Genomic DNA, 14,680 nt, shown 5'->3' on the forward strand with positions numbered 1-14,680 from the left:
CACGAAGCCCCGATGGACCAGCTGGCCGACGGCGCGCTGCATCGCCGCCGGGTCGAGGCGACCGAGGCGCCAGCGGGCGGCGAGCAGCGGCAGGGTGTTCATCGCGTCAGTCTCCTGCGCAAGGCAAAGCTCAAGCCATCGACGAGGCCCACCAGCGCCAGCATCGCGATCAGGATGGTCGCGGTCTTGCCCATGTGGAACAGCCCCATGTGAAAGGCCAGCATCTGGCCCAGGCCGCCGGCGCCAACCACGCCGAGCACCGCTGCGGCGCGGATGTTGTTCTCCCAGCGGTAGAGCGTGTAGCTCAGCAGCTGCGGCAGCACCTGCGGCAGCGTGGCGTAGAGCAGCACCGCCGGCGTGCTATTGCCCTGCGCGCGCAGGGCGGCGGCGGGTCCGGGCTCGGCGTTCTCGATCGCCTCGGCGAACAGCCGGCCGAGCACGCCGGTAGTGTGCAGCGCGAGCGCCAGCGTGCCGGCAAAGGGGCCGAGCCCGGCCGCCACCAGCAGCAGCGCGGCCCACACCAGCTCGGGAATCGAGCGCAGCGCGTTGAGCAGCAGCCGCGTCGGCTGGCGCAGCCACGAGCGATCAGCGGCGTGGAGCCGGCTCGCCGGCAGCGCCAGCAGCAGGCCGAAGACGACCGCGAGCAAGGTGCCGAGCGCCGACATCGCCAGCGTCTCGACGCTCGCCTGTACCACCTTGCGCACGAAGACCGGGCTCAGGTCAGGCGGGAAGAACTCGCCGCCAAAGCGCGCCATCGAGCGCAGCGCGTCGAGCGAGAAGAAGGCCACCCATTGCAGGTCGAGGCTCCAGAAGCTGGCCACCACGAGCAGCAGCAACCCGAGCACGAACCAGCAGGCCTTGCAGCGCGCGTCGAAGATCGGCGGCGGCAACTGCTGCGGCGCTGCGGTGTGATCGGGGGAGGGCGAACTCATGGCGACCTCAGCCCAGCGCCTTGCGCAGCCACGCGCTGGTGCGGTCGGCGAGCGCCACCAGCGCGAAGAACACCAGCAGCATCGTCGCCACCTCGCCACCGGCCAGCATCTTCATCGAGTTGTCCATCTGCTGGCCGAGGCCGCCGGCGCCGACGAAGCCGAGCACGACCGAGGAGCGCACCGCGCATTCCCAGCGGTAGACGGTGTACGACACCAGCTCTGCCGCGCTCTGCGGCAGCAGCGCGTAGGCAAAGGCCTGCAGGCGGCCGCTGCCGTTGCGCAGCAGGCTGCGCGCGGCCTGCGGGTCGCCGCTGTCGAGGATCTCGGCGTAGACCTTGCCGAGCATGCCGCCGTAGGTGAGCGCGATGGCCAGCACACCGGCCGTAGGCCCGAGGCCGACCACGCGCACGAAGACCAGCGCCCAGACCAACTCGGGCACGCTGCGCAGCACGATCAGCAGCGCGCGCACCGCCTGGCGCAGCGCGCGTGGCAACGGCGCCATGCGGCCCGACAGCGCCGAGATCGACAGCGTCTCGCTCGACAGCAGCGCCAGCGGCACCGCCAGCAGCAGCGCCAGCGTGATGCCGGCAGTGGCGATGGCGACGGTGCGCCAGGTTTCGCGCGCCACCAGGCGCAGGAACTCGGGCTCGGTGGCGGGCGGGAAGAAGCTGCCGGCAAAGGCGAACGCGGGCTTCAGGTTCGCGGGCTGCAGCAACTCCCACAGCGCGAACTCGGTGGCCACGAACAGTGGCCACAGCAACGCCAGGCCGGCGAGCGCCCAGAACACCCGGCCGAGCCAGGCCGGGTCGCGCAGCGCCGGCGCGGCCGAGGAGAGCGCCGGTGTGCTGCTCACCGGCACTGCATCGCCACCGGCACCGGCGGCGCCAGCGGCGCGGCCTCGGGGGCGGGCCCGCTCAGTTCGTCTTCATGGTGCGCGTAGAGCCGGGCCAGGCGATCGGGCGTGACCTCGGCCGCAGGCAGGTCGAACTCGATCACGCCGGCGCGCAGGCCGACGATGCGCGGAAAGCGGCTCAGCGCCATCTCCACGTGGTGCAGCGAGGCCAGCAGCGTGACGCCGCGCGCCGCCGCTTCATCGACCAGCGTGTCGATCGCGCGCGCGGCACGGGTCGGGTCGAGCGCCGACAGCGGCTCGTCGACCAACCACAGCGAGGCCGGCGCCAGCAGCGCGCGCGCCAGGCCCACGCGCTGGCGTTCGCCACCGGAGAGCCGGTCGACGCGCTCGAAGAGCTTGTCGGCGAGGTCGAAGCGCGCCAGCGCCGCGTGGGCGGCCGCGATGTCGACCGGGTAGAACAGCGAGCGCAGGCTGCGCGCCAGGCTCCACTGCGGCAGTCGGCCGGCCAGCACCGCGGTGATCACGCGCTGGCGCGGTGGCAGCGGCGGTGCCTGCGGCGCGAGGAAAAGGCGTCCACGCTGGCGCTGCAGCGCGCCGCGCGACAAGGCCCAGGGCTCGACGCCGTCCAGCCGCAAGGTGCCGGCCGAGGGCGCGAGCGCCAGCGCCGCGGTGTGCAACAGCGTGGTCTTGCCGGCGCCGCTGGGGCCGATCACCGCCACCGCCTCGCCGGCCGCGAGTTGCAGGCTGCAGTCGCGCAGCGCAGCGGCACTCCCGGAACGGGCGGCCGGATGCCGGGCGCTGACGCCTTCCAGGCTCAGTTGCACGGGCGACGCCGGTTCAGAGCAGGCCCGCGCTCTTGGCCGCGGCCTCGATGCCCTTGTAGTTCTCGACCTTGCTCGGCACGTAGCGGGTGGCGCGCTGCAGCTCGAGGATCTCCTTGCCCTCGGCCGTGTCGCGGCTCAGCTCGGTGAAGGCCTTGGTGAGCTTCTCGCGCTGCGCGGCCGGCATGTCGGCGTGCACGCTCCAGTTGTAGTCGTAGTAGGGCGGGGTCGTGAAGAACACGCGCACCTTGTCGGTGTCGACCTTCTTGTCGGCGACGAGCTTGTCCCAGACCGAGATGTTGAGCGCACCCGCCTGAACCTTGCCCGAGGCCACCGCGGCCACGGTCGCGTCGTGCGCGCCGCTGTAGGCCACGCGCTTGAAGTCGCGGTCGGGGTCGATGCCGGCCTGCAGCAGGAAGCTGCGCGGCATCAGGTGGCCCGAGGTGCTGCTCTGCGAGCCGAAGCTGACGTCCTTGCCCTTGAGGTCGGCCAGGGTCTTGATCGCCGGGTCGGTGGTGACGAAGACCGAGCGGAACTTCTCGTCCTCCTCGCGTTGCACCAGCGGCAGCACCTTGCCACCCGAGCGATTGTTGGCCTGCACGAAGGTGAAGCCACCGAACCAGGCCAGGTCGACCTTCTTGTTGACCAGCGCCTCGACCGCGGCCGCGTAGTCGGTGACCGGCACGAACTCGACCTTCATGCCGAGCCGTTTCTCGAGGTGCTTCATCAACGGTGCGGCCTTGCGCGCCAGCTCGGTCGGTGACTCGTCGGGGATGGCGGTGACGCGGAAGACCTGCTGGGCCTGGACGCCGGCGGCCAATGAGAGGAGCCCGGCGAGCAGCAGGGCGCGGCGACGCAGGAAGGACGTGAGATACATGAGCAAGCCTCGTGGACGGGTTCGGAGCTGGCGGATTATGGAAGCGCAGCGCCGCGGAGGCCGGCAACGAGCTCGTCGCGATGCGGCTCGACAAAGCTGCGACAGCGCGGACCGTGCAGCGCGGACACAGTGGCAATGAACGCACCGCGCGGCCCGGGTCGTGGAGCGCGTCGGGATGGACCGGCCTCCACAACCTGGCGTGCTAGAAGCTCGGGCATGGCGCGTGCGCAGATCCTGATCGTGAGTCCTGCGCTGGCCGAGGCCAACAACGGCAACTGGCAGACCGCGTCGCGCTGGGCGCGGATGCTCTCGATTCATCATGATGTTCGCCTCGCGCAGCAGTGGCAGGGCGAGCCGGCCGACGCGCTGATCGCGCTGCATGCGCGCAAGAGCGCGGCGTCGGTGGCGCGCTGGCGTGACGAGGCCGGCAGCCGCCCGCTCGTGCTGGTGCTGACCGGCACCGATCTCTACGGCGACATCGCGACCGACGCCGCCGCGCAGCGCTCGCTGCAACTGGCCGATCGGCTGGTGGTGTTGCAGCCGCTCGGCGTGAACGCCTTGCCGCCGGCGCTGCGCCACAAGGCGGTGGTCTGCGTGCAGTCGACGCCGGCGCGGCGCACGCTGCCCAGGACCGGGCGCCACCTGCGCGCCATCGCCATCGGTCACCTGCGCGCCGAGAAGGCGCCGCAGACGCTGTTCGCCGCCGCGCGACGGCTGACGGCGCGCGAGGACATCTTCATCGACCACATCGGCGCCGCGCTCGACCCGGCGCTCGGCGCGGCCGCCGCCGCGCTGGCGCGCGAGCAGCCCCGCTACCGTTGGCTCGGCGCGCAGCCGCATGGCGCTACGCGCGCGCGCCTGCAGCGTGCCCACCTGCTGGTGCATCCAAGCGCTCTCGAAGGCGGCGCCCACGTGGTGATCGAGGCCGTGACCAGCGGCACGCCGGTGCTGGCCTCGCGCATCGATGGCAACGTAGGCCTGCTCGGCGTCGACTACGGCGGCTACTTCGAGCCGGGCGACGATGCGGCGCTGGCGGCCCTGCTGTGCCAGTGTCGCGACGATCCGCTTAAGCTCGACGCATTGCGCCTTCAGTGCGCGCGGCGCGCACCGCTGTTCGAGCCGGCGCGCGAACGCGCCACGCTGCTGGCGCTGATCAAAGACCTGTTGGAGTTGTCCGATGAACGCCCCTGATCCCCGGCCCGGCCCGCGCCTGACCTCGCTCTCGCACGGCGGCGGCTGCGGCTGCAAGATCGCGCCCGGCGTGCTGGCCGAGATCCTGAAGAACACCGCCAAGCTGCCGATGCCGCCCGAACTGATGGTCGGCATCGAGACCGCCGACGATGCCGCGGTCTACCGGCTCAACGACGAGCAGGCGCTGATCGCCACCACCGACTTCTTCATGCCGATCGTCGACGACCCCTTCGACTTCGGCCGCATCGCCGCCACCAACGCGATCAGCGACGTCTACGCGATGGGCGGCACGCCGATCATGGCGCTGGCGCTGGTCGGCATGCCGATCAACGTGCTGCCGCTGGAGGTGATCGGCCGCATCCTCGAGGGCGGCGAGTCGGTCTGCCGTGCGGCCGGCATCCCGATTGCCGGTGGCCACACGATCGACTCGGTCGAGCCGATCTATGGCCTGGTGGCGCTCGGACTCGTGCACCCGAAGCGAGTAAAACGCAACGCTGATGCCAAGCCCGGCGATCGGCTGATCCTCGGCAAGCCGATCGGCGTTGGCATCCTCTCGGCCGCGCTCAAGAAGGAGCAGCTCGACGCCGCCGGCTACAAGGCGATGATCGACTGCACGACCAGGCTCAACACGCCAGGGCCGGAGCTCGCCGCATTGGATGGCGTGCACGCGCTGACCGACATCACCGGTTTCGGCCTCGCCGGCCATGCGCTCGAACTGGCGCGCGGCGCCGGCTGTCGCATCGAGATCAACTGGAGCAAGGTACCGCTGCTGCCGGGCGTACGCGAGATGGCACGCGAAGGCTTCGTCACCGGCGCCTCGGGGCGCAACTGGGCCGGCTACGGCGCGCAGGTCGCGCTGCCGGCCGGCTTTGCGGCCGAGGACCAGGCGCTGCTCTCCGATCCGCAGACCAGCGGTGGCCTGCTGGTGAGCTGCGATCCGGGCGCGGTCGACGAGGTGCTGGCGATCTTCGGCCGGCACGGGTTTGAGGCGGCGGCGGAGATCGGCCGCGTGACGGCGCCGGCGCCGGGCGAGCCGGGCCTGCGCGTGCGATAGCTGCCGGAGCCCGACCGGTCGCCGCGGTCGTGGCTTCGCTGGCGGCGAACCCTCGCTGGCCGTAGCACGCACGCTCGGCCACGCCGCCGCCCGCATGATCCGCCTGCGGAACGCCGCAGGCTCACGAGGCCGCCTTCCCTCGCCCCGTCCACGCTCACCAGCGTGAGCCGGAGCGCGGCGCGGCGTTCCGCCTTGTTCTATCGTCGAGAATTCGCCGGTCGCGAAGGCTCGCTTGAAGCATTCCGCAGCGCCACCAGCGCTCCTTCGCGCATCATGAAGGATTCATGCGCTTCGACCTCGTCACCCTCAACCTCGTGCTGGCAATCGCCGAGACGAGCAGCATCACGCGCGGTGCCGAGCGCGAGAGCCTGGCGCTGGCGGCGGCGAGCAAGCGCCTGTCAGACCTCGAGACCCGCCTGGGCGTGGCGCTGTTCGAGCGCCGCGCGCGCGGGGTCGAACTCACCGAAGCCGGCCGCGCGCTGGTGCGCCACATCCGCTCGCTCAACGCCTCGCTGCTGGCGCTGGAGAGCGAGGTGGTCGAGTTCTCGCGTGGCATCAAGGGCCACCTGCGCATCGTTGCCAACGCCGGTGCGATCGCCGAATGCCTGCCGCCGGACCTGGCGGCCTTTTCCACCGCCCATCCGCTGATCCGCATCAGCCTCGAAGACCTGACCAGCGCCGAGGTGCAGGCGGCGGTGGCCGAGGGCCGCGCCGACGTCGGCATCTGCGCGCCGCCGGTGCTCGACGCGCGGCTGCAGGCGGTGGCGTACCGCAGCGGCACGCTGGCGGCGATCGTGCCGAGGAAGCACGCGCTGGCCGGCCGCAAGCGGGTTCGCTTCGACGAACTGCTCGACGACGACTTCGTCGGCCTGCACGTGGGCGCCTCGGTCCAGGAGTTGATGCACGGGCAGGCGCTGGCGCTCGGGCGTACGCTCAAGGCGCGGCTGCAGGTGCGTGGCTTCGACGCGATCGCGCAGATGGTCGGCGCCGGGCTCGGCGTGGCGGTGCTGCCGGCGGTGGTGGCCGAGCGCTTCGCGCAACTCTTCTCGATCCGCGTGCTCGCACTCGACGAACCCTGGGCCACGCGCGACTATCAGCTCGTCGTGCGCGCCCAGCCAGTGCTGCCGAGCGTCGTGCAGCGCTTCGTCACCGCGCTCTGCCCGACGCCCGCGCCGAACGCGAGACAATCCCATCCGACGACCAGCGAGGTCAAGCCCTCATGAACGCCCGCACTCTCTACGACAAGCTCTGGGACGAGCATGTGGTCCACGCCGAAGACGACGGCACCACCGTGCTCTACATCGACCGCCACCTGGTGCACGAGGTCACCAGCCCGCAGGCCTTCGAGGGCATCGAGCTGGCCGGCCGCAAGGTCTGGCGGCTCTCGGCCAATCTTGCGGTGAGCGACCACAACGTGCCGACCACCGACCGCAGCCACGGCATCGCCGACCCGGTCAGCAAGCTCCAGGTCGACACGCTCGACGCCAACTGCGATCGCCACGGCATCACGCAGTTCAAGATGAGCGACAAGCGCCAGGGCATCGTCCACGTGATCGGGCCCGAGCAGGGCGCCACGCTGCCGGGCATGACGGTGGTCTGCGGCGACAGCCACACCAGCACCCATGGCGCCTTCGGCGCGCTGGCCCACGGCATCGGCACCAGCGAGGTCGAGCATGTGCTGGCCACGCAGACGCTGCTGGCGCGCAAGGCCAAGAACATGCTGGTGCGGGTCGACGGCCAGCTTCAGCGCGGCTGCGGCGCCAAGGACATCGTGCTGGCGATCATCGGCCGCATCGGCACCGCCGGCGGCACCGGCTACACCATCGAGTTCGGCGGCAGCGCGATCCGCGCGTTGAGCATGGAAGGCCGGATGACGGTCTGCAACATGGCGATCGAGGCCGGCGCGCGCGCCGGGCTGATCGCGGTGGACGACACCACGATCAGCTACGTGCGGGGTCGGCCGTTCAGCCCGGCCGGCGTCGAATGGGAGCAGGCGGTGGCGCACTGGCGCACGCTGCACAGCGACGCCGACGCCGCTTTCGACCGCGTGGTCGAGCTCGACGCGGCACAGATCCAGCCGCAGGTGAGCTGGGGCACCAGCCCGGAGATGGTGCTCGGCATCGACGCACGTGTGCCCGATCCGGACAAGGAGAAGGACGCCGTCAAGCGCGGCGCCATCGAGCGCGCGCTGGCCTACATGGCTCTCGAGCCCAACAAGCCGCTGGCCGACATCCGCATCGACAAGGTCTTCATCGGCTCCTGCACCAACAGCCGCATCGAGGATCTGCGCGAGGCGGCTGGCGTGGTGAAGCGCGTCGGCGGCCGGCTCGCCAGCAACGTGAAACTCGCGCTGGTGGTGCCCGGCTCGGGGCTTGTGAAGGAGCAAGCCGAGCGCGAGGGGCTGGATGCGGTGTTCAAGGCGGCCGGCTTCGAATGGCGCGAGCCGGGCTGCTCGATGTGCCTGGCGATGAACGCCGACCGCCTCGAGCCCGGCGAGCGCTGTGCCAGCACCAGCAACCGCAATTTCGAAGGCCGCCAGGGCGCCGGTGGCCGCACCCATCTGGTGAGCCCGGCGATGGCGGCTGCCGCCGCGCTGGCCGGGCATTTTGTCGATGTGCGGCGCATTACCTGAACGACCCGAGGATCAAGAGTCATGAAGAAGAGTTTTCTCCCCGCGCTGCTGCTGTGCGGGATGGCGCTGCTGGTCAGCGGTTGCAATACCGTGGCCGGCTTCGGCAAGGATCTCGAGAAGGTCGGCGAGAAGATGCAGGACAAGTCGAAGAAGTGAGTCGTGGCCATGCAAGCTTTCACCACCCACCAGGGGCTGGTCGCGCCGCTCGACCGTGACAACGTCGACACCGACGCGATCATCCCCAAGCAATTCCTCAAGTCGATCAAGCGCAGCGGCTTCGGCCCCAATCTCTTCGACGAGTGGCGCTACCTCGACCATGGCGAGCCGGGTCAGGACCCGGCCACGCGCAAGGCCAACCCCGACTTCGTGCTGAACCTGCCGCGCTACAAGGGCGCCTCGGTGCTGCTGGCGCGCGCCAACTTCGGCTGCGGCTCGAGCCGCGAGCACGCGCCGTGGGCGATCGAGCAATATGGCTTTCGGGCGCTGATCGCGCCGAGCTTCGCCGACATCTTCTTCAACAACTGCTTCAAGAACGGCCTGCTGCCGATCGTGCTGCCCGAGGCCCAGGTGGCGCGGTTGTTCGACGAGGTCGCGGCCTTCCCCGGCTACCGGCTCACCATCGACCTGCCGCGCCAGGTGGTGGTCAAGGCCGACGGCGAGGAACTGCCCTTCGAGGTGCAACCGTTTCGCAAGCAATGCCTGCTCAACGGCTGGGACGACATCGGCCTGACGCTGCAGCATGCCGACAAGATCCGCGCCTTCGAGGCCGAGCGCCTGGCCCGGCAACCCTGGCTCGCGCACCGCGTGCTCTGAGGCATGAAGCTGCGGCGCTGGCTGCATCGCGCACTGTTCGCGCGCCGCTGGCTCACGTTCATCGTGCTGTGCCTGAGCTTCTTCGTCTTTGGCGCCGGCACGCTGAACCTGTTCCTGCTGCTCAAGGCCAACACCGGGCTCGTGCTCGAGCATGGCTGGCAGGCGCTGATGGACGGCGCCGCGATGCAGTTCGGCGAGCTGATGCTGACCGGCGCCGTGAGCATGGCGGCCTACGTGCTGTTCAAGTCCTGCGAGCACAGCCTGGTGCACTGGTTCGTCGATGAGCCCGAGCCCGGCACCCGGCCGATCATTCCCGGTGCACCGGCGCGACCGGTGCCCACGACCACCACCTCCCGTTCCCACAGCAAGAAGTCACGATGAAGAAGATTGCAGTCCTGCCGGGTGACGGCATCGGCCCGGAAATCATGGCCGAGGCGCTCAAGGTGCTGGCGGCGCTCGAGCTGCCGATCGAGCTGAAGCAGGCGCCGGTCGGCGGTGCCGCCTACGAGCTGCACGGCCATCCGCTGCCCGAGGCCACGCTGCAGCTCGCGCTCGACTCCGACGCGGTGCTGTTCGGCGCCGTCGGCGACTGGAAGTACGACACGCTCGAGCGCCGGCTGCGGCCGGAGCAGGCGATCCTCGGGCTGCGCAAGGCGCTCGGCCTGTTCGCCAACTTCCGCCCGGCGATCTGCCACGCGCCGCTGACCGATGCCTCGAGCCTGAAGCCCGAGCTGGTCGCGGGCCTGGACATCCTGATCATCCGCGAGCTCACGGGCGACATCTACTTCGGCCAGCCGCGCGGCCGCCGCACCGCGGTCGACGGCCATTTCCCCGGCGCCGAGGAAGCCTTCGACACCATGCGCTACAGCCGGCCCGAGATCGAGCGCATCGCCCATGTGGCGTTCCAGGCCGCGCGCAAGCGCAACAAGAAGGTCACCAGCGTCGACAAGGCCAACGTGCTCGAGACCTTCCAGTTCTGGAAGGACGTCGTGACCGAGGTCCACGCCCAGTACCCCGACGTCGCGCTCGACCACATGTACGTGGACAACGCGGCGATGCAGCTGGTCAAGGCGCCCAAGAAGTTCGACGTTCTGGTGACCGGCAACATGTTCGGCGACATCCTCAGCGACGAGGCGGCCATGCTGACCGGCTCGATCGGCATGCTGCCGAGCGCCTCGCTCAACGAGCGCGGCCAGGGCCTGTACGAGCCCAGCCACGGCAGCGCGCCCGACATTGCCGGCAAGGGCGTGGCCAACCCCTTGGCTACAATCCTGTCGGCCGCCATGATGCTTCGTTACTCGCTCCAGAACCCCGACGCCGCCGACCGCATCGAAGCGGCCGTGGGCGCGGTGCTGGACGCCGGTTTGCGCACCGCAGACATCGCCGCCGCCGGCGCCGCGACCGTCAGCACCCGCGAGATGGGTGATGCGGTCGTTGCCGCTGTCCTTGGCAACAGCGCTGGCCACAAAACCATTTCGATCACCACCAAGCGCTGACGCGCCGGTTCGTCTCGTCCCACCCGGACCCGGCGAACGAGCCGGGCAGAGCAGCAGGGTTCGGGATCATCGAAACGATAGAAGGATCAGGAAATGGCACTCACAGGACTCGTCGGCTGGCGTGGCATGGTCGGCTCCGTGCTGATGGACCGCATGCAGGCCGAGGGCGACTTCGCGCTCATCGAGCCGCTGTTCTTCTCGACCAGCAATGCCGGCGGCCTCGCCCCGGCCTGGGCGAAGAACGAGACGAAGCTGCAGGACGCCTTCGACATCGAGGCGCTCAAGCGCTGCGAGATCATCATCACCGCGCAGGGCGGCGACTACACCTCCGAGGTGTTCCCCAAGCTGCGCGCGGCGGGCTGGAAAGGCCACTGGATCGACGCCGCCTCGACGCTGCGCATGGAGCCCGACGCGGTGATCGTGCTCGACCCGGTCAACCTGCCCGTCATCAAGAACGCACTCGCCAAGGGTGGCCGCAACTGGATCGGCGGCAACTGCACCGTCAGCTGCATGCTGATGGGCGTCGGCGCGCTCTACAAGGCCGGCCTGGTCGAGTGGATGAGCACCCAGACCTACCAGGCGGCCAGCGGCGGCGGCGCGCAGCACATGCGCGAACTGCTCACGCAGTACGGCACGCTCAACGACGCGGTGCGGCCGCTGCTCGACGACCCGAAGAGCGCGATCCTCGAGATCGACCGCCTGGTGGCCGAGACCCAGCGCGGCCTGAGCCCCGAGCAGACCGCCAACTTCGGCGTGCCGCTGGGCGGCTCGCTGATTCCGTGGATCGACAAGGACCTGGGCAACGGCGTCTCCAAGGAAGAGTGGAAGGGCGGCGCCGAGACCAACAAGATCCTCGGCCAGGGCGCGGGCTTCGGCAGCGCCGCGGTGCCGGTCGACGGCTTCTGCGTGCGCGTCGGCGCGATGCGCTGCCACTCGCAGGCGCTGACCTTCAAGCTCAAGAAGGACGTGCCGCTGGCCGACATCGAGGCCATGATCGCCGCCGACAACGACTGGGTGAAGGTGGTGCCGAACACCCGCGCGGCGACCATCCGTGAACTGACGCCAGTGGCCGTGACCGGCACGATGAGCATCCCGGTCGGTCGCCTGCGCAAGATGGCGATGGGGTCGGAGTACCTGGGCGCCTTCACCATCGGCGACCAGTTGCTGTGGGGTGCCGCGGAGCCGCTGCGCCGCATGCTGCGGATCCTGCTCGAGCAATGACGGCCAGTTTGGGCGCGCCGGCGGCCGGTGACGCCCGGTAACGCCGCGTTGTCAACCGACAACGCGGCCGGGTGGCGTAAAGCGCACCCTTGGCCGCTTTGGAACATCAGCCTTTGCTTCAGCTTGTCAGCCTATCTGCCTGCTGTTATTGTGATTTTGTTCATTCCCGCCATGTTTTGCGGGAGGCAGTCCGGCCGCATGATGCCGGGCACCGAAGGGGCGTCGCGCGGACGCTCGCTGATGCATTGGGAGACGCCTTGAAACGACATCTTGCTCGAACCGGAACCCGCTCGACCCCGTGGGTCTGGAACGGGGTGGCTGCTGCTGCTTGCGCGATGGCAGCCGGCTTGCCGCTCGACGTTTGGGCCCTTGGCCTGGGTCGCATGAACGTGCAGTCCGCGCTTGGCGAGACGCTGCGCGCGGAGATCGAGGTCAACAGCATCACGCCCGAAGAGGCGGCAACGCTGAAGGTGCGCGTGGCGCCGGCCGACTCTTACCGAGCGGCCGGGGTCGACTACAACGCGGTGCTGCCTGGCACTTCGGTGTCCCTGCAACGGCGCGCCGACGGCAAGCCTGTGCTGCGAGTGACCAGCGACCGGGTCGTGCAGGAACCCTTCGTCGACATGATCCTCGAGCTCGACTGGTCCTCCGGCCGTCTGGTGCGCGAGTACACGATGCTCTTCGATCCGCCGGTCGCCCGTGCACCGGCGCCCGTGCCGGGCACCGCGCCGCTGGCGACGCCGGCCCCGGTAGCTCCGCGCGCTGCGGCGCCGACGCCGATGGCCCCGCGTGCCGTCGCTCCGGCTCCCGCACCTGCGCCGGCCCCGGTTGCTCCTGCCCGCCCTGCCGAGACCGTCGCGGCTGGCACCGGCCCCGACCAGGTGGTCGTGCAGCCGGGCGACACGCTGTCGGGCATCGCCGGACGCACCCGCCGCGGTGGCGTTTCGCTCGATCAGATGCTGGTGTCGCTGTACCGGGCCAACCCCGGTGCCTTCATCGAATCGAACATGAACCGCCTGCGCTCCGGCGCGAAGCTCGACGTGCCGAGCGCCGAGCAGGCGGCCGGGATCAGCGCGAGCGAGGCCAAGCAGATCATCCAGGCCCAGAGCGCCGATTTCGGTGCCTACCGCGAGCGGTTGGCCAGCGGCGTCAAGGCCGCTGCACCGAGCGCCACGCGCCAGGCCGGTGGCCAGGTGCAGGCCGAAGTGCAGGATCGCAAGCCCGCGGCCGCGCCCAGCGGCGACAAGCTGACGCTGAGCAAGGGCGCCGCCGTTGCCAGCAAGGAGACCGCGCAGGTCGCCGCCAGCCGCGAACAGAAGGACAGCGCGGCCCGCATGGCCGAACTGTCGAAGAACGTCGAGGAGTTGAAGAAGCTCCAGGGCGCCGCCGCCGGCTCCGCTCCGGGCGTGCCCGGTGCCAAGCCCGGCGTCGCGCTCGGTGCGCCGCCGGTGGCCGCGCCGGTCCCGGCCCCCGCGCCGGTTGCGGCGCCTGCACCCGCGCCAGCAGTTGTTGCCACCGCTCCGGCTACGGCCGCATCGCCGGCTGCTGCCGCGACCCCGGCACCGGTGGTCGCCCCGGCGCCGGCTCCGATCGCTGCCGCGTCGGCCCCCGAGACCAGCGCCGCCAGCGTGCCGGCGCCTGCAACTCCGGTGGCACGTCCGGCTCCGGCGCCCGCGCCGGCAGTCGAGGAGCCTGGCGCGCTCGGCGGCCTTCTCGAGAACCCGCTGCTGCTGCCGATTGCCGGCCTGCTGGTCGCGCTGATGGCGGCCTTCGGTTTCTACCGCCTGCGTCGCCAGGGCAAGAGCGACAGTGCGGAAACCTCGTTCCTCGAAAGCCGGCTGCAACCGGACTCGTTCTTCGGCGCCAGCGGCGGCCAGCGCGTCGACACCCGCGACGCGACCGGCGTGCCCTCGTCGATGAGCTACTCGCTGAGCCAGCTCGACGCGATCGGCGATGTCGATCCGGTGGCCGAGGCCGACGTCTACCTTGCCTACGGCCGCGACCTGCAGGCCGAGGAAATCCTCAAGGAAGCGATGCGGGCCAACCCGGAACGCATGGCGATCCGCGGCAAGCTGCTCGAGGTCTACGCCAAGCGGCGCGATTCGCGCGGCTTCGAGCCGCTGGCCACGCAGCTCTTCGCGCTGACCGGCGGGGTGGGCGAGGACTGGCTCAAGGCGCAGGAACTCGGCCGCTCGATCGACGCCGAGAATCCGATGTACCAGAGCGGCGGCCGTCCGGCTTCGATGCCGGCTGCGGGTGGTGGCGCGGTGGTCGAGCCCCTGGGTGCGAGCACGATGCCGCAGTCGGTGCTGCCGACGCCGTCGGGCTTCAACGCCCAGCGCTCCGCCTTTGGCGAGGATCCGGCGGTCGACCTGGACCTGGACGTTTCGCAGCCCGGCAAGCTCGATGCCCTGGCGCCCAGCATGGGCTCGCAGAGCACTCAGCCCTTCGATCGAAGCGAGTTCGGCGCCGCCGCGGCTACGCCGCCGGCCGAGCCGGCGCTCGACTTCGACCTGCAGAGCTTCTCGCTGGAGCCGCCGGCCTCGGCGCCGGCGGTCGAGCTCGGCAGCGACCTGCCGGACCTGAGCAATCTCGATCTGCCGGTCGACGGCGGCGCCGGTGCTTCGATGGATGACGCGCTGGCGCGCAAGCTCGACCTCGCCGACGAGTTCCGCCAGATCGGCGACAAGGACGGTGCCCGCGACCTGCTGCAGGAAGTGGCGAGCAAGGCCACCGGCGCGCTCAAGGCCAAGGCGAAGGGCATGCTCGACGAACTGGGCTGAGGCCCGG

The 14,680-nt window shown here is 70.4% G+C and carries 14 protein-coding genes; 10 read left to right on the forward strand and 4 right to left on the reverse strand.

Annotated elements, in window-relative coordinates; all coding sequences use genetic code 11:
- Positions 1–98: 98 nt before the first annotated feature.
- From phnE to EV670_RS12585, 4 genes are read right to left on the reverse strand one after another with little or no spacing between them, the layout of a single operon-like run.
- On the reverse strand, positions 99–932 hold the full coding sequence (gene phnE, locus EV670_RS12570; protein ID WP_130432554.1) for a phosphonate ABC transporter, permease protein PhnE: 834 nt from the start codon (positions 930–932) through the stop codon (positions 99–101).
- A 7-nt stretch (positions 933–939) separates the two neighbouring features.
- On the reverse strand, positions 940–1,785 hold the full coding sequence (locus EV670_RS12575; protein WP_423213580.1) for a PhnE/PtxC family ABC transporter permease: 846 nt from the start codon (positions 1,783–1,785) through the stop codon (positions 940–942).
- A complete protein-coding gene (locus EV670_RS12580; RefSeq protein ID WP_130432558.1) occupies positions 1,782–2,609 on the reverse strand; it encodes a phosphonate ABC transporter ATP-binding protein in 828 nt (275 codons plus the stop codon). The genes EV670_RS12575 and EV670_RS12580 overlap by 4 nt, the downstream gene beginning before the upstream one ends.
- A 13-nt stretch (positions 2,610–2,622) precedes the next feature.
- On the reverse strand, positions 2,623–3,483 hold the full coding sequence (locus tag EV670_RS12585) for a putative selenate ABC transporter substrate-binding protein (RefSeq protein WP_130432560.1): 861 nt from the start codon (positions 3,481–3,483) through the stop codon (positions 2,623–2,625).
- Between the two features lie 216 nt (positions 3,484–3,699).
- Between EV670_RS12585 and senB the strand changes: the two genes are divergently transcribed.
- From senB to EV670_RS12635, 10 genes are all read left to right on the forward strand, one after another.
- The gene (senB, locus tag EV670_RS12590; protein ID WP_130432562.1) at positions 3,700–4,674 is read left to right on the forward strand and encodes a selenoneine biosynthesis selenosugar synthase SenB; all 975 of its coding nucleotides are present in this window, start codon (positions 3,700–3,702) and stop codon (positions 4,672–4,674) included.
- Positions 4,661–5,728 carry a selenide, water dikinase SelD gene (selD, locus tag EV670_RS12595; RefSeq protein ID WP_130432564.1) on the forward strand — a complete coding sequence of 356 codons (1,068 nt, stop codon included), beginning with the start codon at positions 4,661–4,663 and terminating at the stop codon, positions 5,726–5,728. Before senB ends, selD begins: the two co-directional genes overlap by 14 nt.
- A gap of 284 nt (positions 5,729–6,012) precedes the next feature.
- A complete protein-coding gene (locus tag EV670_RS12600; RefSeq protein ID WP_130432566.1) occupies positions 6,013–6,951 on the forward strand; it encodes a LysR family transcriptional regulator in 939 nt (312 codons plus the stop codon).
- A complete protein-coding gene (gene leuC / locus EV670_RS12605; RefSeq protein ID WP_130432568.1) occupies positions 6,948–8,360 on the forward strand; it encodes a 3-isopropylmalate dehydratase large subunit in 1,413 nt (470 codons plus the stop codon). The genes EV670_RS12600 and leuC overlap by 4 nt, the downstream gene beginning before the upstream one ends.
- 21 nt (positions 8,361–8,381) lie before the next feature.
- A complete protein-coding gene (locus tag EV670_RS12610) occupies positions 8,382–8,516 on the forward strand; it encodes an entericidin A/B family lipoprotein (protein WP_130432570.1) in 135 nt (44 codons plus the stop codon).
- 9 nt (positions 8,517–8,525) lie between these two features.
- On the forward strand, positions 8,526–9,173 hold the full coding sequence (gene leuD / locus EV670_RS12615) for a 3-isopropylmalate dehydratase small subunit (protein ID WP_130432855.1): 648 nt from the start codon (positions 8,526–8,528) through the stop codon (positions 9,171–9,173).
- A gap of 3 nt (positions 9,174–9,176) precedes the next feature.
- Entirely contained in the window at positions 9,177–9,554 is a 378-nt protein-coding gene (locus EV670_RS12620; RefSeq protein ID WP_130432572.1) for a hypothetical protein, read from the forward strand.
- Positions 9,551–10,669, forward strand: a complete 1,119-nt coding sequence (leuB, locus tag EV670_RS12625; RefSeq protein WP_130432574.1) for a 3-isopropylmalate dehydrogenase — start codon at positions 9,551–9,553, stop codon at positions 10,667–10,669. Before EV670_RS12620 ends, leuB begins: the two co-directional genes overlap by 4 nt.
- Positions 10,670–10,762: 93 nt before the next feature.
- The gene (asd, locus tag EV670_RS12630) at positions 10,763–11,890 is read left to right on the forward strand and encodes an aspartate-semialdehyde dehydrogenase (protein ID WP_130432576.1); all 1,128 of its coding nucleotides are present in this window, start codon (positions 10,763–10,765) and stop codon (positions 11,888–11,890) included.
- Positions 11,891–12,204: 314 nt separating this feature from the next.
- Positions 12,205–14,673 carry a motility hub landmark protein FimV gene (locus EV670_RS12635; protein WP_479725210.1) on the forward strand — a complete coding sequence of 823 codons (2,469 nt, stop codon included), beginning with the start codon at positions 12,205–12,207 and terminating at the stop codon, positions 14,671–14,673.
- Positions 14,674–14,680 lie beyond the last annotated feature (7 nt).

Source organism: Rivibacter subsaxonicus (assembly GCF_004217215.1).
GTDB lineage: Bacteria > Pseudomonadota > Gammaproteobacteria > Burkholderiales > Burkholderiaceae_C > Rivibacter > Rivibacter subsaxonicus.

Coding starts and splice junctions, on each gene's coding strand:
- EV670_RS12620 (WP_130432572.1), top strand. CDS start 9,177: ATGAAGCTGCGGCGCTGGCTGCATCGCGCACTGTTCGCGCGCCGCTGG.
- leuD (WP_130432855.1), top strand. CDS start 8,526: ATGCAAGCTTTCACCACCCACCAGGGGCTGGTCGCGCCGCTCGACCGT.
- EV670_RS12585 (WP_130432560.1), bottom strand. CDS start 3,483: ATGTATCTCACGTCCTTCCTGCGTCGCCGCGCCCTGCTGCTCGCCGGG.
- leuC (WP_130432568.1), top strand. CDS start 6,948: ATGAACGCCCGCACTCTCTACGACAAGCTCTGGGACGAGCATGTGGTC.
- EV670_RS12610 (WP_130432570.1), top strand. CDS start 8,382: ATGAAGAAGAGTTTTCTCCCCGCGCTGCTGCTGTGCGGGATGGCGCTG.
- asd (WP_130432576.1), top strand. CDS start 10,763: ATGGCACTCACAGGACTCGTCGGCTGGCGTGGCATGGTCGGCTCCGTG.
- senB (WP_130432562.1), top strand. CDS start 3,700: ATGGCGCGTGCGCAGATCCTGATCGTGAGTCCTGCGCTGGCCGAGGCC.
- EV670_RS12600 (WP_130432566.1), top strand. CDS start 6,013: ATGCGCTTCGACCTCGTCACCCTCAACCTCGTGCTGGCAATCGCCGAG.
- leuB (WP_130432574.1), top strand. CDS start 9,551: ATGAAGAAGATTGCAGTCCTGCCGGGTGACGGCATCGGCCCGGAAATC.
- selD (WP_130432564.1), top strand. CDS start 4,661: ATGAACGCCCCTGATCCCCGGCCCGGCCCGCGCCTGACCTCGCTCTCG.
- phnE (WP_130432554.1), bottom strand. CDS start 932: ATGAGTTCGCCCTCCCCCGATCACACCGCAGCGCCGCAGCAGTTGCCG.